The sequence below is a fragment of the Collinsella sp. AF31-11 genome, from assembly GCF_003475605.1.
Taxonomy (GTDB): Bacteria; Actinomycetota; Coriobacteriia; order Coriobacteriales; family Coriobacteriaceae; genus Collinsella.
The window spans coordinates 187,644-210,252 of sequence record NZ_QRQS01000001.1 but is presented as its reverse complement, the minus strand read 5'-3'; the positions used below and the strand labels follow the sequence as shown (position 1 = coordinate 210,252).

Sequence of the window (22,609 nt, the reverse complement as noted above, 5' to 3'; positions counted from 1 at the left end):
AAACGTGCCGCCCCGATCGGGGCGGCACGCCATCTTTCTTATCAGCCAGCTCGCTGAAGTAAGGCTGCGAAGGCCCCGCGGCCGGTGGGAGCAACGCTACTTCACGACCAAGATGTCGCAGTCGGTGTTGCGTAGCAGGAACGTCGAAATCGAGCCCAGTAGCGCATACTTGATCGAGGACAGGCCGCGGGCGCCGCAGAGCACCAGGTCGGGCTTGACCACGTCGAGCATCTCGTCTTTGAGCGTCTCGCGAATACGACCGGCGCGGATCATGACCTCGACCTCGGGAATATCAGGATTGGCCTTGGCCTCTTCGAGCTGCTTGGCGATGGAGTTGTTAAATGCCTCCTCCAGACCGTTGACCAGATCGACCGGATAGGAACCGGCGCTCTCGAGCGCCGTGGAATCGATAACGTGGCCGATAATCAGCTTGGCACCGTTGTTTGCGGCGACCTTGATGGCGCGTGCGAGCACAAAATCCTGCTGCTCAGTACCGTCGAGTGAAACAAATACCTTGGTGTAGCCCTCGTTCATGGTTTCCTCCTTGGTCTATCGCACGGGCGCTGGGCTCGTGCATCGGGCGGGCGCGGATGCGTGGCCGCCGGACACTTTATCTTGTTGCAGTTATACCCAAGGATTTGGGTTTGACCGCTCGCAATTCTGTGAACGGGCGAGTTTTTTGGTAAGGGTAGGCGCAGACGCGCCCGTACGGTTGATAATGGGATATCGCCCGCACCGTCCGCAGAATAATATCGGCGGGTGTCTAACGAGGGGGTCCCTTTGGATATCATCGAGCTTCTAAAATCTGCCTTTATGGGCCTGGTCGAGGGCATCACCGAATGGCTGCCTGTTTCGTCGACTGGTCACATGATCTTGGTGGACGAGTTCGTCAAGATGAACGTGAGCGAGACGTTCTGGAATATGTTCCTGGTCGTGATCCAGCTTGGCGCCATTTTGGCCGTCTGCGTCCTGTTCTTCTACGACCTTAACCCGTTTTCTCCCAGCAAGGGCAAGGAGGGCCGTCGCGACACCTGGGTGCTGTGGGGCAAGATTGTGCTCGGCTGCATTCCCGCCGCGGCAATCGGTCTGCCGCTCAACGACTGGATGGAGGAGCATTTCTACAATGCTCCCGTCGTGGCACTGGCGCTCATCGTATACGGCGTGCTGTTTATCGTGATCGAGAACTGGCGCGCGAGCAAGCGCGAACAGGCTGCTCTTGCCGGTTCGTTTGGTTCTCGTGCCGTGACGTCGGGTGGGCGTCCCGCTGGCGCACACTTTGCCGCACCCGCTGCGACTGCCGCTGCAGACGACGATGACGATAACCTGGACTTTGGTTCCATCGCTACGCTCGAGGACCTGAGCTGGAAGACCGCACTGGGCATCGGTTGCTTCCAGGTGCTCTCGCTGGTGCCGGGTACGTCGCGCTCTGGCTCCACCATCATCGGTGGCCTGCTTTTGGGCTGCACGCGTTCGGTGGCGTCCAAGTTTACGTTCTTCCTGGCCATCCCTGTCATGTTTGGCGCGAGTGCGCTCAAGCTGGTCAAGTACTTTATTAAGGGCGGTACGTTCGGTGCCAACGAGGTCGCTATCTTGGGCGTGGGCTGCGTTGTGGCCTTTGTGGTTTCGCTCATCGCCATCAAGTGGCTCATGGGCTTCGTTCGCCGTCACGACTTTAAGTGCTTCGGTGTTTACCGCATCATCCTGGGCATCGTAGTGCTCGCATACTTCTTCGTTCTGGAGCCTATGCTCGGCCTCTAACTCAGCTGTCGTTGCGCGACGGCCAGAGCGACAACTTGTCATTCAAAGAGGGTGGCATGACCAAAAGGTCTATGCCGCCCTCTTTTCATGTCAATTTGTTCGCTCTGGCCGCCGCTCGCTACCGTTGCCGTGACATCGGTGGCTCCGTGATTGGTCCAATGGGGTCAGGTTTGGCGGCGGCGCACGGAGTCGTGGTGTGATTTGCGTCGGTGTCCGTGCGGCTCGGTATACTGGTACGGCTCAAACTATGGCGCTGCCCGCAGGCGCGCCGTCCGTCAGATGAGGAGTCGCCCATGACCCAGCCCTTGCCCTGGGAAAAGAACACCGCGGTACCCGTGCCGCCCGCGCCGGAACCCGTGCCACTCGATGCATACGCCGCCCCCGCCGCGCCGGAACCCGAACTTGTCCCGCTCGACATCTACGACGCTCCCGCGCCGGCTCCTGCGCCCGCAAAGCCGCTTGTCGACATCGACAGCCTTAATCCCGCCCAGCGCGAGGCGGTCCTCACCACCGAGGGCCCGCTGCTGGTCCTTGCCGGCGCCGGCTCGGGTAAGACCCGCGTCCTGACCTTCCGCATCGCGCATATGCTCGGCGACCTGGGCGTTAAGCCTTGGCAGGTGCTTGCCATCACGTTTACCAACAAGGCCGCGGCAGAGATGCGTGAGCGTCTGGCGGCGCTCATCCCCAGCGGCACCCGCGGCATGTGGGTATGCACGTTCCACGCCATGTGCGTGCGTATGCTGCGCGAGGACGCCGACCTGCTGGGCTACACCGGTCAGTTCACCATCTACGATGACGATGACTCAAAGCGCATGGTGCGCGATATTATGCAGGCGCTCGGCATCGAGCAAAAGCAGTTTCCCATTAACATGATCCGCAGCAAGATCAGCTCGGCCAAAAACGCCATGATCGGGCCCGAGGACATGCTCAAATCCGCCGACAGCCCCAATGACAAAAAGGCCGCGCAGGTCTACCTGGAGCTGGAGCGCCGCCTGCGTGCTGCCAACGCGATGGACTTCGACGACCTGCTCGTGCGCACGCTCGAGCTGCTGCGCACCCGCCCCGAGGTGCTCGACAAATACCAGGAGCGCTTCCGCTACATTAGCGTCGACGAGTATCAGGACACCAACCACGTCCAGTACGAGATCGCCAACCTGCTGGCCGCCAAGTACCAAAACCTCATGGTCGTGGGCGACGACGACCAGTCCATTTACAGTTGGCGCGGCGCCGACATCACCAACATCCTGGACTTTGAGCAGGACTTTAAAAACTGCAAGACCGTTAAGTTGGAGCAAAACTACCGCTCCACGGGCCATATCCTGAGCGCCGCCAACGCCGTGGTGCGCCACAACTCGCAGCGAAAGGACAAGCGTCTGTTTACGGCCGAGGGCGATGGCGAGAAGATCCAAGCCTTCCAGGCGAGCGACGAGCGCGACGAGGGCCGCTGGATTGCCGGCGAGATTGAGAAGCTGCATGCCAAGGGCACGAGCTACGACGATATCGCCGTGTTCTACCGCACCAACGCCCAGTCGCGTATTCTCGAAGATATGTTCCTGCGTGCGGGCGTGCCCTACAAGATTGTCGGCGGCACGCGATTCTTCGACCGCGCCGAGATCCGCGATGTCATGGCTTACCTCAAGATGATCGTGAACCCGGCCGACGAGATGAGCGTCAAACGCGTCATCAACACGCCGCGCCGCGGCATCGGTTCCACCTCGATTCAAAAGATCGAGCAGCTGACGCGCGACAACCGTTGCTCGTTCTTCCAGGCCTGCGAGATTGCGACAGCCGAGACGGGCATGTTTAGCGCCAAGGTGCGTAATGGCCTGTCGAGCTTTGTGGCGCTGGTGCGCGAGGGCCGTCGCATGGACGGCGAGCTCAAGGACGTCGTCGAGATGATTGTCGATAAGACGGGCCTGCTGCGGGCTTTTCGCGCCGAGGGCACCATGGAATCCGAGAGCCGTGCCGAGAACATCCAGGAATTCCTGGGCGTTGCCGCCGAATTTGAGGAGACGCACGAGGATATTGAGGGTACGCTCGAGAGCTTGGAAGAGCTGCGCGCGGCTGGCGTTGCCGATGTGCCGGCCGGCGCTGAGCCCGAGCCCGTTGTGGTGAGCGCACCTGCGCCCGAGCCGGGACCCTCCGCCCCGGCATCTTCGTTTGAAGCGCTTGTCGGCGCGCGCGATGCCGCGGGCACCAATCCGCTCGATAGCTTGGCCACTCCGGCACTCTCGCCGCAGGACGCCTTGGCCGCTGCCATCGCGGGCAACGCATATGCTGCGCCGACGCAGCTGCCGGCGGGTGCCGTGCATGCCGATGAGATTGAGCGCACCTATGGCCCGCTTACCTGCAAGGCGCTGCCGGCGCTCATGGAGTGGCTGGCCCTACGTTCCGACTTGGATTCCCTGGCCGGCGAGACGCATGCCATCACCATGATGACCATCCACTCCGCAAAGGGCCTGGAGTTCCCGGCGGTGTTCGTGGCCGGCATGGAGGAGGGTATCTTCCCGCATGTGCACGACTTTGGCGGCAGCGATGATCCGGGCAAGCTCGAGGAGGAGCGTCGCCTGGCCTACGTCGCCATCACGCGTGCCCGTAAGCGCCTGTTCTTGACCTATGCGGCCACGCGCCGTACGTACGGCTCAACTTCTGCCAACCCGCGCTCGCGCTTCCTCAACGAGATTCCGTTTGAGGATATCGAGTTCAGCGGTATCGGTTCTGCCGGTTTTGAGGGCACGGGCTGGGAGAAGCGCGGCGACCGTCGCGGCACCTTTGGCTCGGGCATGGGCTCGGATATGTACGGCGGCAAGGTGTTTGGCTCGCATACGCGCTCGACCGGCGGTTCCGCCTCGCGTGGCGGATCGAGCTTCGACGATTTCTTTGGCGGCAGCAGTTATGGGACCGAGCGTCATCGCGGGGTCTCGCCCGACGCCGGCCGTGTCGCCTCGACCTTTGGCTCGGGTGCATCGCGAGCCAAAAAGCCGTCGTCCAAGGTGTCGCCGACGGTGGAGCGCAAGGTCGATCGCGCGAGCGCGTCGCAGGACTTTGCCGCGGGCGATACCGTGAGCCACAAGACCTTTGGCACGGGTACCGTGATCTCGGTCGCCGGAGACATGATCGAGGTTCAATTCGAAAAAACCGGCCAGACTAAAAAGCTAATGAAGGGCTTTGCGCCTATCGTCAAGCTGTCGTAATCCCGGCGGACCTGGGTGGGCGTATAGGGCAACATCGCCTGCTCGGGCAGTCCTGCGCAAGACGGAGAGCACATTAAGTGCTCTCCTTTGCGTGCGGAACTCGCGATCGATGTTGCCCCATACGCCCGCCCAGATCCTTAGACAACGTTGATGGGCGAACGTCGCTTTGCTCGTTTGCTTTTTGGTCTGGAGAGCCGGGTGGGCTGAATACTTAGACATGGCAAGGGGCTCCCCCGTTGATGAGTGGGGGAGCCTCTTGTTGCTTTTTAGCTTGTTGTCCCAAACCCCGCGCCCATCCCGGCGAGCGCTCGGGGATTGGTAGCTTACAGGTGGCTGATGATCAGCTCCATTTTGCCCTCGAGGTCAATGGACTTCACGGTGCTGGGGGCCAGGAGGTGGCTTCCCTTGTGGACGGGGTCGCCGCAGACGGTGCCTTCGCCGTCGATGACCGACAGGCACATGAAGGGCCAGCGCTGGTCGAGGGTCTTGCTGCCGTTGACACGCACGCGATCGACGGTGTAGCAGGAGTTAGACTCGAGCTCGGTCACGCCATCGATCTCGGGCGCGGTCACCGTGCCGTCGGTCGGAGCCTGAACGTCAAAATCGATGCAGTCGAGGCTCTGCTCAATGTGCAGGGGACGCAGTTTGCCGTCGGTGCCGGGACGGTCGTAGTCGTACAGGCGATACGTCACGTCGCTCGACTGCTGCGTTTCCAAAATGAGCGTGCCGGTCTTGATGGCGTGCACGGTGCCGGAGTCAATCTGGAAAAAGTCGCCCTTGTGAATCGGCAGCACGTTGAGCATGTCGTCCCAGCGGCCGTCCTTGATCATCTGTGCGGCCTCGGCGCGATCCTTGGCGCGCTGCCCGACGATAATCGTGGCGCCGGGCTCGCAGTCCAGCACATACCAGCACTCGGTCTTGCCCAGGCTGCCGTTCTCGTGCTCGGCGGCGTACTCGTCGTTGGGATGAATCTGGATCGAAAGATCGTCCTTGGCGTCCAGAATCTTAATGAGCAGCGGGAACTCCTTGCCCTCGCAGTTGCCAAAGAGCTCGCGGTGCTCGGCCCACAGCCACGAGAGCGTGTGACCGGCATACGGGCCCTCCGCAATCTGGCAGTCGCCGTTGGGATGGGCCGAGATGGCCCAACACTCACCGATGGGACCCTCGGGAATGTCGTAGCCAAATACGGTTTCGAGCTGGCGGCCGCCCCAGATCTTCTCGTGGAAAATCGGCGTCAGTTTAATCAAATCGGACATGTTCATACCCCCATGGCGTTGCGCGGCCGCCCGCTCTAAATGAGCCAAAACGAGCGCCCGCATGACTACAAAAATCTATGCCAACGTTACGTTGTGCAGCTCAAAGCGGTCGCCGACGTTGTGCGAGATCGAATGCTCAAAGGCGATGCCGCTATCTAAAAAGCCAATCTGGCTGAGTTCGAGTAGGGGAGAGCCGGGCTTGGTGTCCAGGCGCTCAGCTTCTTCCTCGGTTGCCGCTACGGCGCGGATGGTGCGGTGGAAGCTCGAAATCTTCAGCCCACATTGCTCGCGGATGAAGCTGTAGACCGATCCGTACAGATCTTTCTTTTTAAGGCCCGGGATCAATTCGAGGGGCATGTAGGTGTACTCGATAACGATGGGCTTCTCGTCCACCTGGCGCACGCGCACGATGTGATAGGCAAAGTCATCCTCGGCAATTCCCAGCTGAGCGGCGACGTCCGCTGGTGGATTGACAATCGAGAAATCGTAGACTACCGAGGACACCTTCTCCCCGCGGTGCTCATGCGAAAAACCCGCGGCGCGGTCGTTCTTGCCCTGGAAAAACGCCTTGCCGGGAAGCCCCGCCGTGTCCTTGACGTAGGTGCCCGATCCGCGCCGGCTGGTAATAAGACCTTCCTCGGTAATCTGCTCAATCGCTCGTTTAACGGTGATTTTAGAAACGCTATAGAGCTCACAGAACTCAACGACGGTGGGCAGCTTGTCACCCGGCTTAAGAGCGCCGTCCTCGATGCTTCGACGGATATCCGCAGCTATCGCCTCGTATTTGGGAATCATGGAACCCCCTTTCCGACATACATGGATACAAAAGTAAGTATAACCCTCTGCGAGGCATCCATATAATTCTTATCTAAGAAGTTCGAGAAAGAAAAAAGAAAAAGACGCTTTACTTATAAAATTAGAGCGCTATAGTTGTAGCCAACGAACGGAACCCTGCCGAACGGCAGGACCGACCGTTTGGGGACGGTTTTGTTTTGGCGGGCTGAATATCCAGATATCCGGTGCGCGCCCGCGCCGGATAACCTGCCAAGGCAAACCCGTCTCCAACCGGAAGCTCTAGAACACGAAAGCGAGGACTTCGATGGCACAGTATCAGCTGCCCCGTGACTTCTTCTTTGGCGCCGCTATGTCCGGCCCGCAGACTGAGGGTCAGTGGAACCAGGGCGGCAAGCTCGAGAACCTGTGGGACACCTGGTCCATCCAGGATCTGGATTCGTTCTATAACCGCGTTGGCTCTTATGCTGGCAATGACTTTATGGCTAAGTACCAGGAAGACTTTCGCATTTTGAAGGACTTGGGCCTGAATACCTATCGCACTTCCATCCAGTGGAGCCGTCTGCTCGATGCCGACGGCAACCTCAATGAGGAGGGCGCCGCGTGGTATCACGAGCTGTTCCGTGCCTCTCGCGAGGCCGGCCTGGAGCCGTTCGTCAACCTGTACCACTTTGACATGCCCACCTACCTCTTTGACCGTGGTGGTTGGGAGAGCCGCGAGGTCGTCGAGGCTTACGCTCATTACGCCGACGTCGCCTTCCGCGAGTTTGGCCAGGAGATCAAGTACTGGTTCACCTTTAACGAGCCCATCGTCGAGCCCGAGCAGCGCTATCAGGAGGGCGTGTGGTACCCGCAGCTCCATGACTATAACCGCGCTCGCACCGTGCAGTATCACATCTCGCTGGCGCACGCGCTGGCCGTGGCCAACTACCGCCGCGCCTATGACGAGGGCGCCGTTCGCGCCGACGCCAAGATCGGCATGATCAACTGCTTTACCCCGGTCTATACCAAGGAGAACCCCAGCGAGGCAGACCTCGAGGCCGTGCGTATGACCAGCGGTATCAACAATCGCTGGTGGCTCGACCTTATTACCAAGGGCGAGCTTCCCGCCGACGTGCTCGACAGCCTGGCCGAGGGCGGCGTTAAACTTCCGTTCCGTGCCGGCGACCAAGAGATCCTCAAGCAGGGTGTTGTCGACTGGCTCGGTTGCAACTACTACCATCCCACGCGCGTTCAGGCCCCGGCGAGCAAGATCGACCAGTACGGTCTGCCGCACTTTGCCGACGAGTACGTGTGGCCTGACGCCGTTATGAACGAGAGCCGCGGCTGGGAGATCTACCCGCAGGGTCTCTACGACTTTGGCATGGACTGCGCTAAGAATTACCCCGATCTTGAGTGGTTTGTGTCCGAGAACGGTATCGGCATCATGGACGAACACAAGAACCGTGACGCCGAGGGCACCATTCAGGACGATTACCGCGTCGACTTTGTGCGCCAGCACCTGGAGTGGGTTGCCAAGGCAATCGCCGAGGGCGCCAAATGCCGCGGATACCATTATTGGGCCGTCATCGATAACTGGTCTTGGGCTAATGCCTTTAAGAACCGTTACGGCTTTGTCGAGGTCGACCTTATGGACGGCTACAAGCGCCGCCTTAAGAAGTCGGCAGCTTGGCTCAAGCAGGTCGCAACGACCCACGTGGTTGACTAGCGACCAGGCGAACGCCCAGACCGCGCGCCGCCGCGCGCAAAACATGGCACATCTGGTGGCAAAGGGCGACAGACCACCGTGCGCATAGGAAAAGGCCGGATTTGATAGTTAGGAGCAATCATGGCCAGTGAAAACGGAAAGAGCTTCCTCGACAAATTTGCCGAGGTCTCTGCGAAGGTGGGAAACCAGGTTCACCTGCGTTCCCTGCGCGATGCCTTCGCAACCATCACGCCGCTCTATATCCTTGCGGGTATCGCGGTTCTTATTAACAACGTCGTGTTCCCTCTGTTCCCGCTCGATGCAGCGGGCCTTGCCAACCTTCAGACCTGGGGCTCGGCAATTACGCTGGGCACCCTCAACGTCTCTGCCATTATCTTGGCCGGATTGATCGGCTACAGCCTCGCTAAGAACGAGCGCTTCGATAACCCGCTTGCCTGCGTGGTCGTCGCCATCTCCGCTTTCGTTATCATGATGCCGCAGCAGATCACCGCCACGCTTGCCGCCACGAGCCCGCTGCTCACCGACAAGATCACCTCTGCCGAGGTCACGGGCGCCCTTTCGACTGCCAACACCGGTACCAACGGTCTGTTCGCGGCTATTATCATCGCCCTGCTCTCCGTCACGCTCTTCATCAAGATTTCCGGCGTCGAAAAGCTTAAAGTAAAGCTGGGCGAGGGTGTGCCCCCCGCGGTCTCCAACTCCTTTAACGTCATGATCCCGATGCTGCTCAACCTCTCGATCTTCGCAGTTGCCGCAGCGCTGCTCGCCGTGTTTGCCGGCACCGATCTGTGCACCATCATCTCCACGTGCATTTCCAACCCGCTCAAGAGCATCATGAACGCCGGCCCGTGGGCTGTTATCCTCATCTACACCCTTGCGAACCTGCTGTTCTGCGTCGGTATTCACCAGTCCACCATCTCTGGCGCTACCGTCGAGCCGATCCTGACCATGCTCATCGTCGACAACATGGCTACTTTTGCCGCCGGCGGTACCATCCAGCCCGACCACTACATGAATATGCAGATCGTCAACAGCTTCGCCCTCATCGGCGGCTCGGGCTGCACCCTCATGCTCCTGCTCGACACCTTCCTGTTCTCCAAGAACAAGGCTTCCAAGACCGTTGCCAAGATGGCTATCGTTCCTGGTCTGTTCAACATCAACGAGCCGGTCATCTACGGTTACCCCGTCGTGTACAACCTGCCGCTCATGATTCCGTTCGTGCTTCTCCCCGACCTGTTCATCGGCGCCACCTATGCTCTGACCTGCGCGGGCATCATCAGCCCTTGCATTGCCCAGGTGCCTTGGACCATGCCTCCCGTCATCAACGCTCTGCTTGCTACGGGCTTTGACTGGCGCGCTGGCGTGTGGCAGGCGCTCGAGCTTGTCATCGGCATGGCTGTCTACCTGCCCTTTATGAGGATCTCCGAGAAGGCTATCGCTAAGCAGGAGGCTCTTGCCGAGCAGAACGCTTAAACGTCGTTCTCCCTTCCACCGTTGCGGGCACCGGTACGCGGTGCCGATGCCCGCGGCTCTCCTCTTGTGTGAAGACGCAGGGGGTGGGCACAATAGCCGCAAGGAATAAAACCAGTTGTCGTCTGCGCGCCGCGCAGTTATAAGGAGGAAACCATGAAGAAGATCATGCTTTGCTGCAATGCCGGCATGTCCACGAGTCTGCTGGTCCAGAAGATGCAGGCCGAGGTCGCGAACCGCGGTCTGGACATCGAGGTCGAGGCTCGTCCCATGAACGAGGCTCACGATCACCTGGACGAGTGCGACATCCTGCTGCTCGGTCCGCAGATTGGCTACACCAAGGGCGATTTTGAGAAGGAGGCCGCCGGTCGTTTCCCGGTCGAGGTCATCAACATGGTCGATTACGGCCGCATGAACGCCGCCGGCATCATCGACCACTGCGTCAGTGTGATGGGCTAGGTGCAGCACATGGAGGATATGAATGAGCTGCAGATGACCTGCTTCGAGATCATCAGCTACGTCGGCACCGCCAAGAGCATGTATATCAATGCCGTGCAAAAGGCCAAGGAGGGCGATTTTGACGCCGCTGAGGAACTTATCAAGCAGGGCGACGAGGCTTACAACGGTGGCCACGATGTCCATATGGGGCTCCTCAAAAAGGAGGCCAACGGCGAGCGTAACGGCGAAGCCCCGCTGATTCTGCTGCATGCCGAGGACCAGATGGCCGGCACCGAGACCATGCGCGTCATGGCCACGGAGCTCATCGAGGTCCACAAGCTGCTGCAGGCACTGAAGGCCTAGTCGGCGTTATCGCCGCGACGGAGTGTGCGGTTCACCAGACAATTCAGTCCCTTTCACGGGCGCTGGGAGTTTTCCGTCTCCCGGCGCCTTTGTATTTGGCGAAGGCCTGCGCGACCTGTTGGGCGGGCCTTCGTGTTTTCCCAGATAAAACCTGCCAAAACAAACCTGTCCCTTTTTGGCAGGTTTTTGTCTTGGGAGCGGTACCATACAGGCAATGTTTAAACGAGAAAGGTGGCTCCCATGGAACCTAAGCAGTACTACATCGGCATTGATGTCGGCGGCACTTCGGTTAAGGAGGGCCTGTTCGATGAGGACGGCAACCTGCTTGCCAAGGCCAGCGTGCCCACGCCTCCCATCGTTGATGCTGCGGGCTTTGCCGCGGTGACCGAGGCGATCGACCAGGTGGTCGCCAAGGCGCAGATTCCGCGCGCCTTTGTGGCGGGCATTGGCCTGGCTGTTCCGTGCCCCATCCCGGCTTCGGGCGATGCTAAGGTCAAGGCCAACATTGCCATTAACCTGCCCGAGCTTAGGATCGCCATTCAGGAGCACTGCCCCGACGCGGTCGTTAAGTACGAGAACGATGCCAACGCCGCTGCCATGGGCGAGGCCTGGCTCGGCTCTGCCAAGGGCGTACAGAACGTGGTGATGGTCACCATCGGTACCGGCGTGGGCGGCGGCGTCATCGTCAACGGCGACGTGGTGTCGGGCGTTGTGGGCGCCGGCGGCGAGATTGGCCACATGTGCCTGAATCCCGACGAGGAGCGCACCTGCGGCTGTGGCGGCCATGGCCACCTGGAGCAGTATTCCAGCGCTACCGGTGTGGTGAGCAACTACCTTGCCGAGTGCAAGAAGGCGGGCGTCGAGCCCATCGAGCTCACCGGCCCCTCCGATTCCAAGGACGTGTTCCAGGCCTGCCGCGAGGGTGACAAGCTCGCGCTGGCCGCCGCCGATACCATGGCCGATTATCTCGGTCGTGCTCTGGCGCTTATCGCCAACGTGGTCGACCCCGAGATGTTCCTGATCGGCGGCGGTGCCTCTGCCTCGGCCGACGTCTACCTCGACGCGGTTCGCGAACACTTCCAGCACTATGCGCTATCCGCCTCGCGCGAGACGCCCATCGAGGTCGCCTCGCTCGGCAACGACGCCGGCATCATCGGTGCCGCCTACGTAGCCCTGCGCGCCGCCGGCAAATAGCTGGCGCAAGGGGGAAGGTTAGTTTGCACCACATGGTGCAGAGGGGACAGACTTTGCCTCAGCTCCTGCCCCAATTTGTGCTGCGGCCCTTCCATCTCATAGGGTTCGGCGTCGGCGTGCTACCATAGCTACGTCCAAGTACACATATCAAGTGGAGGATTTCCATGGCAAACGTTCTTGTCTTTGGTCACCAGAATCCCGATAACGACGCCATCATGAGCGCCGTCGTCCTGTCCCAGCTGCTCAACCAGGTTGAGTATGCCGGCAACACCTACGAGGCCTGCGCACTGGGCCAGCTTCCGGCCGAGTCCGCCAAGCTGCTCGCCGACGCCGGCATTGCCGAGCCCCGCGTGATCGATTCCGTCGAGGCCGGCCAGCTCGTCGTCCTCACCGACCACAACGAGTCTGCCCAGTCCGTCGCCGGCCTTAAGGACGCCACGGTCTTTGGCGTCGTCGACCATCACCGCATCGGCGACTTCGAGACCGCCGGCCCGCTGCACTACATCTGCCTGCCCTGGGGCTCCAGCTGTACCATCGTCACCAAGCTCGCCGGCGTGCTCGGCGTCGAGCTTTCCGACGTTCAGGCCAAACTGCTGCTCTCGGCCATGATGACCGATACGCTCATGCTCAAGAGCCCCACCACCACCGATCTCGACCGCGCCGTCGCCGCCAAGCTCGGCGAGCAGGTGGGCGTCGACCCGGTCAAGTTCGGCATGGAGGTCTTCCTCACCCGTCCGTCCGGCTCCTTCACCGCAGCCGAGATGGTCGGCAACGACATCAAGATGTTCGAGCCCGCCGGCAAGAAGCTGCTCATCGGCCAGTACGAGACCGTCGACAAGAGCCGTGCGCTTGGCATGATTGACGAGATCCGCGAGGCCATGCGCGCCTACGCCGCCGAGAAGGGCGCCGACGGCATCGTCCTGTGCATCACCGACATCATGGAGGAGGGCTCGCAGGTTCTGCTCGAGGGCGAGACCGAGGCCGCTCAGAAGGGCCTGGGCATTGCCGACGAGCACGACGGCGTTTGGATGCCGGGAGTCCTCTCCCGCAAGAAGCAGGTCGCTGCCCCCATCATGGCCGCCTGCTAGGTTTTGCAACCTGCTCACGACCGGATCGCGGATGCTCCGCGCTCCGGTCGTTTTTTGTGCGCGGGACCACGTCGCCTATTGGACAGGGGCGCCCGTGCCGTTGAACAAATAATGTTCAACCTGTGGTTCCGCTTTTCGGCCGCGCTCGCGCGCTTGTCGCGCAGGGTAGGCTAGATGCAAGCGTAATACGTTGGAGCGCGGCGCCGCCATTTGGGCGGGCCGTGCTTTTTTAAGACGGGAGCCTTCCCGTGAAAGGAGCCGCCCATGGCAGCACCCGAGCAGCTGTTCAACACCCGTGAGCGCAAGCGTTTTGAGCGTCACGACATTTGGGAGCGCATTGCCGAGAACGGCACGATTTCCGCCGCCGTCATGGTGATCGCAGCCATCGCCGCGGTCATCTGTGCCAACACCGATGCCTACGAGGCTATTCATCACTTTTTGGAGACCCCGCTGTATGTGGGTCTTGGCAGCCTTACGGCTGGCCTTACCGTCGAGGTCTTTGTCAACGACTTTCTCATGGCGATCTTCTTTTTGCTGGTGGGCATCGAGCTTAAGTACGAGATGACGGTCGGTGAGCTTAAGAATCCGCGTCAGGCCATGCTTCCCATGCTGGCGGCCGTGGGCGGCGTCGTCGTTCCCGCCTGCATCTACCTGATCTTTAACCATGCCGGCGCGCACAACGGCTGGGCTATTCCCATGGCAACCGATATCGCCTTTGCGCTGGGCGTGCTATCGCTTTTGGGTAACCGCGTGCCCAACGGCGTGCGCGTGTTCTTCTCGACGCTCGCCATCGCCGACGATCTCATCTCCATCGCCGCTATCGCCATCTTCTACGGCCAGAGCCCCAGCACGTTTTGGCTGGGCGCCGCTGCGGTTGTGACCTGCGCGCTCGTGTGGCTCAACAAGACGCAGCACTACCGTCTTGCCCCGTATTCGGTGCTGGGTCTGCTGCTGTGGTTCTGTATGTTTAAGAGTGGTGTGCACGCCACGCTCGCCGGCGTCATCCTGGCCTTCACCATTCCGGCCAAGTGCGGCGTTAAGCTCGATAGCCTTACCGACTGGCTGGGCGAGTGCCTGCCGTTGCTCGACGACCGCTACGACGACGAGGCGCACATCCTGGGTCAGCACGACTTTACCGTCTCGACTACCAAGGTCGAGTGCGTCATGCACCGCGTGACCCCGCCGCTCATCCGCATGGAGCGTCTGATCTCCACGCCGGTCAACTTTGTGATCCTGCCGATCTTTGCGTTCGTAAACGCGCAGGTTCGCCTAGTGGGCGTGGACATGAGCACGCTGCTGACCGACCCGGTGACGCTCGGTGTTTACTTTGGCATGCTGCTGGGCAAGCCGATTGGCATCTTTGGCATGACGTTTGCCCTGGTTAAGCTCAAGATTTCCGAGCTGCCGCACAATGTCAACTGGCATATGATCGCCGGTGTGGGCATTCTGGGCGGTATCGGCTTTACCATGTCGATCCTCATCAGCGGCCTCGCCTTCCCGACGGCCCAGTTTGAGGTCCTGGCCGCCAAGGCCGCCATTCTTGCCGGTTCGGTCACCGCGGCCGTGCTGGGCATGATCTACATGAGCGTGGTCTGCAAACACCCTGCGCCCAAGGACGAGTAAGAGCACATACAAGTTTGAAAACGCCGCCTGTGAATACCATCACAGGCGGCGTTTTAGTCACTGGGTAGTCGTTGGGGACAGACTTAAATGACTGCCCAAGTGCCGGCAGGTTGGGACTACTCATTTAAGTCTGTCCCCAATGAGTGGTTCTATTCCACGGTGCCGTAGACGGCGCCCCAGCCGTGGGCGGCTAAGGCGGAGTTCAGCTGGTCGCAAAGTGACTGGCGGTCGTAATAGCCGGGCGGCAAAAGGTTCACGATCTCCATAAGGTCGGGCGCCAGGTCCAAGATTTCGGCCTGCACGATTAGGTCCAGGCGGTCGATGGCGTGGCGGTCGTAAAACAGCCCGTCGATCAGGCGCTGCAGGTCGCCGAATTCCTCAGCCCTAAACGAACCGTATTCCATAATGCCTCCTTAGGCGCCCCACGCCGGCATGTGCGGCGATGTCGTAATTCATTGCGATGAACTTAATCTATCACGGCTTCATACCGTTGCGGCGGTGGCGGTCTATACTTAGACGAACTGCAACGTCCCGCTTCGCGAAAGGTCGCACCCATGCAGACGATCTACCAGAAGATGGAAACCACCGAACTCGATGCCGCCATCGAGGCGCTCAAAGCCGAGGTCGCCGAGGTCAAGGCCAAGGGCCTGGCGCTCGACATGGCCCGCGGCAAGCCGTCGCCCTCCCAGGTGGACATCTCGCGCCCCATGCTCGATATCCTCAATGCCGAGGTCGATCTGCACGACGGCAACGTCGACTGCTCCAACTACGGCTGCTTCGAGGGCATTCCCTCGGCACGCAAGTTGGCAGGGGAGTTCCTGGGCTGCCCCGCCGAGCAGACGCTCGTGCTGGGTTCGTCGAGCCTTTTGATCGAGCACGACATCGCCGGCATGTTCTGGCGCTGTGGTTCGTGCGGCAGCGAGCCCTGGGATGCCTACGAGGCCGCGCACGACGGCAAGAAGGTCAAGTTCCTGTGCCCCGTTCCCGGCTACGATCGCCACTTTGGCATCACCGCCGACTTGGGCATCGAGAACGTCCCCGTTGCGATGACCGAGGCCGGCCCCGACATGGACGAGATCGAGCGCCTCGTTGCCGCCGACGATTCCATCAAGGGTATCTGGTGCGTGCCCAAGTATTCCAACCCCACGGGCATCACCTTTAGCGAGGACACCGTGCGCCGCCTGGTCGAGATGCCCACGGCCGCGCCCGATTTCCGCATCTTCTGGGACAACGCCTACTGCGTGCACGACCTGTACGACGAGACCGACGAGCTTGCCAATATCTTTGACCTCGCTCGCGCGGCGGGCACCGAGGACCGCGTGGTGGCCTTTGCCTCGACGTCCAAGATTACCTTCCCGGGCGCCGGCATCGGCTTTATCGGCGCGAGCCCTGCGGTCATCGCGGAGTTCTCCAAGCGCCTCAAGGCCGGCCTTATCAGCGCCGACAAACTCAACCAGCTGCGTCACGTGCGTTTCCTTCCCACCATCGAGGCGGTCAAGGAGCATATGAAAAAGCATGCCGAATTTTTGCGCCCGCGCTTTGAGGCCGTTGAGCGCAAGCTCACCGAGGGTCTGGGCAACACGGGTTGCGCCACTTGGACGCATCCCCGCGGCGGCTACTTTGTGAGCTTCGATGGTCCTGAGGGCTCGGCCCAAAAGGTCGCCGCGCTTTGTGCCGATCTGGGCGTTAAGCTCACGCCGGCTGGTGCCACCTGGCCCTATGGCAAGGACCCGCGCGACACCAACATCCGCATCGCGCCGAGTTATCCCACGGTCGAGGACCTGGAGGCCGCGCTCGACGTACTGGTGCTGGCCGTCAAGCTCGTCGCTGCCGAGATCACGCGTGCCGAGCGCGCCTAGCGCGCAGAGCTCTGCAAGTCCGCGCCGCGTACTTTTCCGCACTTTCGATACGCAAAGGAGCGTATACATGGATTTGGGTATTTCCACCAACCCCACGCCGGAGCTCTACACCATTAAGGTGACCGGCGAAATCGATATCTCTAACGCCGACAGTTTGCGTAACGCCATCGACTTGGCGCTTGAGCAGCCCACCGAGGCCGTTGAGCTCGACTTTGCCCAGGTGAGCTATATCGACTCGACGGGCATTGGCGTGCTTGTGGGCGCCGCGCACCACGCAGCCGATCATGGCAAGCGTTTTAGCTGCGCCAACGTGCAACCCCCGGTGATGCGCGTGGTTCAGCTGTTGGGTGTCGACCAGGAGATTTCGATCACCGCTGCATAATCTTTGCCCCCAAAAGGGGCGTGCCGTTTGGCATATGTTTGTGATGCGCTCGAACGTTTTGGCGTTCGGGCGCTATACTTGACCGAATGAATAGACGAGTTCCGGCCGAATGGCGCGGTGCGGGCTCGACTCACATCGAGCCTTGGAGGTATGTGTGTTTGGTATTGGAGAGGGTGAGCTGGCAATCATCGTGGTCTTCGGCTTTTTGCTGTTTGGCCCGGATAAGCTCCCGCAGATGGGCCGCACGATCGGCCGTGCCATCCGTCAGTTCCGCGAGACGCAGGAAAAGATGACGGCAGTTGTTCAGTCCGAGATTATCGATCCGGTAAGTGAGGCCGCTTCGGCGCCGGTCAAGCCCAAGAAGGCTGCTGTCGATGACGATTCCGATGCTGACGCCGATGCCGTCAAGACGGCCGCGCCCGCAAAGAAGGAGACCTTTGCCGAGCGCCGTGCCCGCCTTGCCGCCGAGAAGGCCGCGAGTGAGGGTGCTGCTGAGGGCGAGGCTGCTGCCGAGGAGACGGAGGCCGAGGGCGCTGGGCCCGCCGCTGCTGTGTCCGCTGCCGATGCTGCCACTGCCGCCGTCGAGCCCGAGCCTGCCGCAGAGCCCGAGCCCGAGCCGGCAGAGCCCACGACGGCCGACCTCTACGCCCGTCGTCCCCGCAAGCGCAAGGCCGTCGTCGACCAGCTCGCTCGTGAGCTTGAGGTCGAGGACGAAGCCGCTGCCGCCGACGCCCCGAAGGGAGGCGATGAGTAATGCCTATCGGACCTGCGCGCATGCCGCTCTTCGATCACCTGGGAGAGCTCCGTCGCCGCCTGACCATCGTGGTCGTATCGGTGTTTGCCGCCGCCATCGTGCTGTATTTCGCCACGCCCGTGGTGCTCGATATTCTGGAAGACCCCATCCGCTCGTTTGTGCCGGACGGTAAGTTCTACATCACCACCACGCTCGGCGGCTTTGGCCTGCGCTTCTCGCTGGCCATCAAGATGGCCGTTGTCATGTGCACGCCCATGATCATCTGGCAGATCTTGGCGTTCTTCCTGCCGGCGCTTCGCCCCAACGAGCGCAAGTGGGTCGTGCCCACGGTGCTCGCTTCGACGGTGCTGTTCTTCCTGGGTGCCATCTTCTGCTACTTCATCATCATTCCTGCGGGCTTTGAGTGGCTCATCGGCGAGACCTCTGCCGTCGCAACTGCGCTGCCCGATCTGGAGAACTACGTCAACATGGAGCTGCTCTTTATGATCGGCTTTGGTGTGGCGTTTGAGCTGCCGCTCATCATTTTCTACCTGTCCGTTTTCCACATCGTGTCCTACGCGGCTTTCCGCGGCGCCTGGCGCTACGTGTACGTGGGCCTGCTCGTGGGCTCGGCTGTGATCACGCCCGACGGCTCGCCCGTCACGCTGGGCCTTATGTACGGTGCCCTGCTTTCGCTCTACGAGATTTCGCTCGCCATCGCTCGCGTGGTCATTACTGCGCGCGAGGGCAAGGAGGGCCTGTTCGTGAGCCGTCTGGACCTGTTCTCGGACGACGAGGACGACGAGGAGTAAATCGGTATGCACGAGGTTGGCATTGTCAACGGCATACTCGATACAGTGATTCGCGCGGCGCGTGGGGCGGGGGCCTCGCGCGCCGTTTTGGTAACGCTGCGTATCGGGGATATGACCGAGGTGGTGCGCGAGGCGCTCGACTTTGCGTGGGAGACGTTTCGCGACGAGGACCCGCTCACGCGAGGCTGCGAGCTTTCCGTGGAGGAAGTCCATCCACAAAGCGAGTGCCTGGACTGCGGCGACGTCTTCGACCACGATCGCTTCCACTGTCGCTGTCCCCAGTGTGGTGGTGCCAACGTGCGCCTACTGCACGGCCGCGAACTCGACATCGCAAGTATCGAAATCGAAACCCCCGACGATTAGCCGTCACCAAATGGCAGAAGTAAGGAGTGCCGAGTATGGCCGAGAAAACGATTGATATCGCATCGCCGATCCTGTCGCGCAACGAGCGTCTGGCAGACCAGCTGCATCAGCGATTTAATGAGGCAGGCACCTATGTGATCAATGTGCTGTCGAGCCCCGGTTCGGGCAAGACCACCACGATCCTGGGCACCAACGAGCGCCTGCGTGACAAAGCCGGCCTGCGCTGTGCCGTCATCGAGGGCGATATCGCCTCGGACGTCGACGCCATCATCATGAAGGAAGCCGGCATGCCCGCCATCCAGATCAACACCGGTGGCCTGTGCCATCTTGAGGGCAACATGATCATGGAGGCCGTTGACGCGTTCGACCAAGCGGTGGGCCTTCAAAACATCGATGTCATCTTTATCGAAAACGTGGGCAACCTGGTCTGCCCGGTCGACTTTGACCTGGGCGAGAACCTGTCCATCATGATTCTCTCGGTGCCCGAGGGCGACGACAAGCCCATCAAGTACCCGGGCATCTTCCAGCACGCCGGCGCGCAGCTGCTCAATAAGGTCGACGTGGCCCCGGCTTTCGATTTTGACATGGATAGGTATACTAAGACACTCGATGACCTCAATCCGCAGGCGCCGCGGTTTGCCGTGAGCGCGCGCAAGGGCGAGGGCATGGATGCCTGGTGCGATTGGCTCATCGGGCAGATCGAGCAAGCAAGGGCGTAAGTCGGCCGCCATAAGCGCGGGCGCAGCCGCAGAGACATGAGATAGGAGCCTCTTTTGAAGCTCATCATCGCCGAGAAAAACGACGCCGCGCGCCAGATCGCCGAGCGTCTGTCCACGGGCAAGCCCAAAAAGGACAAGGTGTACAACACCGCCATCTACCGTTTTGAGTGGAAGGGCGAGGAGTGCGTGACGATCGGCCTTGCCGGTCACATCCTCGCGCCCGATTTTTGCGACAGCGTGCTGTTCGATAAAAAGCTGGGCTGGTATTCGGTCACCGAGGACGGCGAGATGCTGCCGGCCGACATGCCCGATGGCCTGGCACGTCCGCCCTACGACACCAAGCGCAAGCCGTTCCTTGCCGACGGTATCTCCATCAAGGGCTGGAAGCTCGAGAGCCTGCCTTATCTCACCTGGGCGCCCGTTATTAAGCTGCCGGCCGAGAAGGAGCTCATTCGCTCGCTCAAGAACCTTGCCAAGAAGTCCGACAGCGTCATCATCGCCACGGACTTCGATCGCGAGGGTGAGCTGATCGGTTCGGACGCTCTCAACAAGGTGCGTGAGGTGGCGCCCGACTTGCCGGTTGCCCGCGCCCAATACTCTTCGTTTACCAAGGCCGAGATTACGCAGGCCTTCGATAACCTTGTCTCGCTCGACCAGAACTTGGCCGACGCTGGCGAGAGCCGTCAGCATATCGACCTCATTTGGGGCGCGGTGCTCACGCGCTACCTGACGCTCGCCAAGTTTGGCGGCTTTGGCAACGTGCGCTCCGCCGGCCGCGTGCAGACGCCGACGCTTGCCCTGGTGGTCGAGCGCGAGCGCGAGCGCATGGCGTTTGTGCCCGAGGACTATTGGCAGATTCGCGGTATGGGTGCCGCGCAGGGCGCCGCCGAGGACGACCGCTTTAAGATCGCGCACAAGACGGCGCGTTTTACCGATAAAGATGCTGCCGAGACAGCGTATAGTCATGTCGACGGCGCTACGACGGCGACCGTTGCCGCGGTGACCAAGCGCTCGCGTAAGCAGCAGCCGCCCACGCCGTTCGCGACCACCTCGCTGCAGGCAGCCGCTGCGGCCGAGGGCATATCGCCCGCACGCACCATGCGCATCGCCGAGTCCCTCTACATGGCGGGTCTCATCAGCTATCCGCGTGTCGACAACACCGTGTACCCCGCGACGCTCGATCTGGGCGCCGTGGTAAGCGACCTGGCAAAGATCAACCCGGCGTTGGCGCCCGTGTGCAAAAAGGTGCTCGCCGGCCCCATGAAGCCCACGCGCGGCAAGGTCGAGACCACCGACCACCCGCCTATCTACCCCACGGGCGAGGGCGATCCGTCCACACTCGATGGTGGCCAGCGCAAGCTCTACGACCTCATCGCCCGCCGCTTCCTAGCGACGCTTATGGGCCCCGCAACCATCGAGAACACTAAGCTCGAGCTCGACGTAAACGGTGAGCCGTTCGTGGCTTCGGGCGACGTGCTCGTGACCCCGGGCTTCCGCGAGGCCTATCCGTACGGCCTTAAGCGCGATGAGCAGATGCCGCCGCTGGAGCAGGGCGACACGGTCGACGTGTTCGACATTAAGCTCGAGGCCAAGCAGACTGAGCCGCCCGCGCGCTATAGCCAGGGCAAGCTCGTGCAGGAGATGGAAAAGCGCGGCCTGGGTACCAAGTCCACGCGCGCGAGCATCATCGAGCGCCTGTACGCCGTGCGTTACCTCAAAAACGATCCCGTGGAGCCGAGTCAGCTGGGTATCGCCATTATCGATGCACTGTCGCAGTTTGCCCCGCGCATCACGAGCCCCGATATGACCAGCGAGCTCGACGGCGACATGACCCGCGTGGAGCGCGGCGAGGACACCGAAGAGCATGTCGTGACGCACTCGCGCGCGCTGCTGGCCGGCGTGCTCGACGAGCTGCTCAAACATACGCAGGAGCTGGGCGACGCCATCAGCGACGCCGTCACGGCCGATGCGCGCGTGGGCGCCTGCCCCAAGTGCGGCAAGGACCTGGTTATGAAGACGAGCGCCAAGACCCGCGGCAGCTTTATCGGTTGCATGGGCTGGCCCGACTGCGACGTGACCTATCCGGTGCCGAGCGGTGTCAAGGTGAGCCCGCTCGAGGGCGAGGCCGCCGTGTGCCCCGAATGCGGCGCGCCGCGCATTAAGTGCCAGCCGTTCCGCCAGAAGGCCTTCGAGATTTGCGTGAACCCCACGTGCCCCACCAACTACGAGCCCGACCTTAAGGTGGGCGAGTGCAAGGTGTGCGCCGAGGCCGGACGCCATGGCGACCTGATCGCGCACAAGAGCGAGAAGAGCGGCAAGCGCTTTATCCGCTGCACCAACTACGATGACTGCGGCGTGAGCTATCCTCTGCCGGCGCGCGGTAAGCTCGAGGCGACGGGTGAGACCTGCCCCGAGTGCGGCGCCCCCATCGTGGTGGTCAACACGGCGCGCGGTCCGTGGCGCATCTGCGTGAACATGGACTGCCCGACCAAGGAGAAGAAGCCCGCCCGCGGCCGCAAAACCACAACCAAGGCGAGCACGGCAAAGAAGGCCACGGCGGCAAAGAAGACTTCGACCGCCAAGAAGTCGACTGCCAAGAAGGCTGCCGCGAAAAAGACGACCACCAAGAAGCCAGCTACCGACAAGTAGCGGTGCAGCCGAAACATTACCCAAACCAAAAACGAGCGAGGGTCTCATGATCCTCGCTCGTGATTTATCCGGCAGTTAGGGACGTTCCTTTTCTGCCGGGCGGCGAAAGAGTGCGCCCAACGACCAGCCGTTTAAGAGCGCCCCCGATACATAGTTGTCGGAACCTGGTCGTCTGTTGATAAAAAAGAAACCGCTAACGGACAAAATG

Annotated in this window: 20 protein-coding genes; 16 read left to right on the top strand and 4 right to left on the bottom strand. The window is 61.2% G+C overall.

Annotated elements, in window-relative coordinates:
• Window positions 1-96: 96 nt before the first annotated feature.
• Window positions 97-534 carry a universal stress protein gene (locus DWZ22_RS00950; protein WP_055251269.1) on the bottom strand — a complete coding sequence of 146 codons (438 nt, stop codon included), beginning with the start codon at window positions 532-534 and terminating at the stop codon, window positions 97-99.
• Window positions 535-780: 246 nt separating this feature from the next.
• Here DWZ22_RS00950 and DWZ22_RS00945 point away from each other — a divergent pair, with 246 nt between their 5' ends.
• Window positions 781-1,758, top strand: a complete 978-nt coding sequence (locus DWZ22_RS00945; RefSeq protein ID WP_117735525.1) for an undecaprenyl-diphosphate phosphatase — start codon at window positions 781-783, stop codon at window positions 1,756-1,758.
• A 293-nt stretch (window positions 1,759-2,051) separates the two neighbouring features.
• Entirely contained in the window at window positions 2,052-4,952 is a 2,901-nt protein-coding gene (locus DWZ22_RS00940) for an ATP-dependent helicase (RefSeq protein ID WP_118405201.1), read from the top strand.
• 323 nt (window positions 4,953-5,275) lie between these two features.
• Here DWZ22_RS00940 and DWZ22_RS00935 read toward each other — a convergent pair whose 3' ends face one another.
• Window positions 5,276-6,208, bottom strand: a complete 933-nt coding sequence (locus DWZ22_RS00935) for a type I phosphomannose isomerase catalytic subunit (RefSeq protein WP_369831598.1) — start codon at window positions 6,206-6,208, stop codon at window positions 5,276-5,278.
• Between the two features lie 75 nt (window positions 6,209-6,283).
• Window positions 6,284-7,003, bottom strand: a complete 720-nt coding sequence (locus DWZ22_RS00930; protein WP_117794136.1) for a GntR family transcriptional regulator — start codon at window positions 7,001-7,003, stop codon at window positions 6,284-6,286.
• A gap of 304 nt (window positions 7,004-7,307) precedes the next feature.
• Between DWZ22_RS00930 and DWZ22_RS00925 the strand changes: the two genes are divergently transcribed.
• From DWZ22_RS00925 to nhaA, 7 genes are all read left to right on the top strand, one after another.
• Entirely contained in the window at window positions 7,308-8,708 is a 1,401-nt protein-coding gene (locus tag DWZ22_RS00925; protein WP_118405200.1) for a glycoside hydrolase family 1 protein, read from the top strand.
• A gap of 120 nt (window positions 8,709-8,828) precedes the next feature.
• The gene (locus tag DWZ22_RS00920; RefSeq protein WP_117794135.1) at window positions 8,829-10,181 is read left to right on the top strand and encodes a PTS sugar transporter subunit IIC; all 1,353 of its coding nucleotides are present in this window, start codon (window positions 8,829-8,831) and stop codon (window positions 10,179-10,181) included.
• Between the two features lie 153 nt (window positions 10,182-10,334).
• Entirely contained in the window at window positions 10,335-10,637 is a 303-nt protein-coding gene (locus DWZ22_RS00915; protein ID WP_055251257.1) for a PTS sugar transporter subunit IIB, read from the top strand.
• A gap of 9 nt (window positions 10,638-10,646) precedes the next feature.
• The gene (locus tag DWZ22_RS00910) at window positions 10,647-10,979 is read left to right on the top strand and encodes a PTS lactose/cellobiose transporter subunit IIA (protein WP_199412282.1); all 333 of its coding nucleotides are present in this window, start codon (window positions 10,647-10,649) and stop codon (window positions 10,977-10,979) included.
• A 240-nt stretch (window positions 10,980-11,219) separates the two neighbouring features.
• Complete coding sequence (locus DWZ22_RS00905; protein ID WP_117794134.1) at window positions 11,220-12,173, top strand: ROK family protein; 954 nt, start codon at window positions 11,220-11,222, stop codon at window positions 12,171-12,173.
• A gap of 164 nt (window positions 12,174-12,337) precedes the next feature.
• The gene (locus tag DWZ22_RS00900) at window positions 12,338-13,261 is read left to right on the top strand and encodes a manganese-dependent inorganic pyrophosphatase (RefSeq protein WP_117763412.1); all 924 of its coding nucleotides are present in this window, start codon (window positions 12,338-12,340) and stop codon (window positions 13,259-13,261) included.
• A gap of 264 nt (window positions 13,262-13,525) precedes the next feature.
• Window positions 13,526-14,884, top strand: coding sequence for a Na+/H+ antiporter NhaA (gene nhaA, locus DWZ22_RS00895; protein WP_118405199.1), 1,359 nt, complete (start codon window positions 13,526-13,528; stop codon window positions 14,882-14,884).
• A gap of 149 nt (window positions 14,885-15,033) precedes the next feature.
• Here the strand turns inward: nhaA and DWZ22_RS00890 are convergent, their stop codons facing one another.
• Entirely contained in the window at window positions 15,034-15,288 is a 255-nt protein-coding gene (locus tag DWZ22_RS00890) for a hypothetical protein (RefSeq protein ID WP_055251249.1), read from the bottom strand.
• Between the two features lie 150 nt (window positions 15,289-15,438).
• Here DWZ22_RS00890 and DWZ22_RS00885 point away from each other — a divergent pair, with 150 nt between their 5' ends.
• The 7 genes from DWZ22_RS00885 (at window position 15,439) to DWZ22_RS00855 (ending at window position 22,401) form a co-directional block, all read left to right on the top strand.
• Window positions 15,439-16,743: an aminotransferase class I/II-fold pyridoxal phosphate-dependent enzyme gene (locus DWZ22_RS00885; protein WP_117798419.1), complete on the top strand. Its 1,305-nt coding sequence runs from the start codon at window positions 15,439-15,441 to the stop codon at window positions 16,741-16,743.
• A 67-nt stretch (window positions 16,744-16,810) separates the two neighbouring features.
• Complete coding sequence (locus DWZ22_RS00880; protein WP_117735514.1) at window positions 16,811-17,125, top strand: STAS domain-containing protein; 315 nt, start codon at window positions 16,811-16,813, stop codon at window positions 17,123-17,125.
• Window positions 17,126-17,279: 154 nt separating this feature from the next.
• Window positions 17,280-17,879: a twin-arginine translocase TatA/TatE family subunit gene (locus DWZ22_RS00875; RefSeq protein ID WP_158557542.1), complete on the top strand. Its 600-nt coding sequence runs from the start codon at window positions 17,280-17,282 to the stop codon at window positions 17,877-17,879.
• Entirely contained in the window at window positions 17,879-18,670 is a 792-nt protein-coding gene (gene tatC, locus DWZ22_RS00870) for a twin-arginine translocase subunit TatC (protein ID WP_022093860.1), read from the top strand. The genes DWZ22_RS00875 and tatC overlap by 1 nt, the downstream gene beginning before the upstream one ends.
• A 6-nt stretch (window positions 18,671-18,676) precedes the next feature.
• Entirely contained in the window at window positions 18,677-19,033 is a 357-nt protein-coding gene (gene hypA / locus DWZ22_RS00865; RefSeq protein WP_117735512.1) for a hydrogenase maturation nickel metallochaperone HypA, read from the top strand.
• 35 nt (window positions 19,034-19,068) lie between these two features.
• The gene (gene hypB, locus DWZ22_RS00860) at window positions 19,069-19,752 is read left to right on the top strand and encodes a hydrogenase nickel incorporation protein HypB (RefSeq protein WP_118405198.1); all 684 of its coding nucleotides are present in this window, start codon (window positions 19,069-19,071) and stop codon (window positions 19,750-19,752) included.
• A gap of 54 nt (window positions 19,753-19,806) precedes the next feature.
• A complete protein-coding gene (locus tag DWZ22_RS00855) occupies window positions 19,807-22,401 on the top strand; it encodes a DNA topoisomerase I (protein ID WP_118405197.1) in 2,595 nt (864 codons plus the stop codon).
• Window positions 22,402-22,609: the final 208 nt, after the last annotated feature.

Coding starts and splice junctions, on each gene's coding strand:
- DWZ22_RS00925 (WP_118405200.1), top strand. CDS start 7,308: ATGGCACAGTATCAGCTGCCCCGTGACTTCTTCTTTGGCGCCGCTATG.
- DWZ22_RS00915 (WP_055251257.1), top strand. CDS start 10,335: ATGAAGAAGATCATGCTTTGCTGCAATGCCGGCATGTCCACGAGTCTG.
- DWZ22_RS00905 (WP_117794134.1), top strand. CDS start 11,220: ATGGAACCTAAGCAGTACTACATCGGCATTGATGTCGGCGGCACTTCG.
- DWZ22_RS00885 (WP_117798419.1), top strand. CDS start 15,439: ATGCAGACGATCTACCAGAAGATGGAAACCACCGAACTCGATGCCGCC.
- hypA (WP_117735512.1), top strand. CDS start 18,677: ATGCACGAGGTTGGCATTGTCAACGGCATACTCGATACAGTGATTCGC.
- tatC (WP_022093860.1), top strand. CDS start 17,879: ATGCCTATCGGACCTGCGCGCATGCCGCTCTTCGATCACCTGGGAGAG.
- DWZ22_RS00880 (WP_117735514.1), top strand. CDS start 16,811: ATGGATTTGGGTATTTCCACCAACCCCACGCCGGAGCTCTACACCATT.
- hypB (WP_118405198.1), top strand. CDS start 19,069: ATGGCCGAGAAAACGATTGATATCGCATCGCCGATCCTGTCGCGCAAC.
- DWZ22_RS00900 (WP_117763412.1), top strand. CDS start 12,338: ATGGCAAACGTTCTTGTCTTTGGTCACCAGAATCCCGATAACGACGCC.
- DWZ22_RS00890 (WP_055251249.1), bottom strand. CDS start 15,288: ATGGAATACGGTTCGTTTAGGGCTGAGGAATTCGGCGACCTGCAGCGC.
- DWZ22_RS00930 (WP_117794136.1), bottom strand. CDS start 7,003: ATGATTCCCAAATACGAGGCGATAGCTGCGGATATCCGTCGAAGCATC.
- DWZ22_RS00950 (WP_055251269.1), bottom strand. CDS start 534: ATGAACGAGGGCTACACCAAGGTATTTGTTTCACTCGACGGTACTGAG.
- DWZ22_RS00940 (WP_118405201.1), top strand. CDS start 2,052: ATGACCCAGCCCTTGCCCTGGGAAAAGAACACCGCGGTACCCGTGCCG.
- DWZ22_RS00920 (WP_117794135.1), top strand. CDS start 8,829: ATGGCCAGTGAAAACGGAAAGAGCTTCCTCGACAAATTTGCCGAGGTC.
- DWZ22_RS00910 (WP_199412282.1), top strand. CDS start 10,647: ATGGAGGATATGAATGAGCTGCAGATGACCTGCTTCGAGATCATCAGC.
- DWZ22_RS00935 (WP_369831598.1), bottom strand. CDS start 6,208: ATGTCCGATTTGATTAAACTGACGCCGATTTTCCACGAGAAGATCTGG.
- nhaA (WP_118405199.1), top strand. CDS start 13,526: ATGGCAGCACCCGAGCAGCTGTTCAACACCCGTGAGCGCAAGCGTTTT.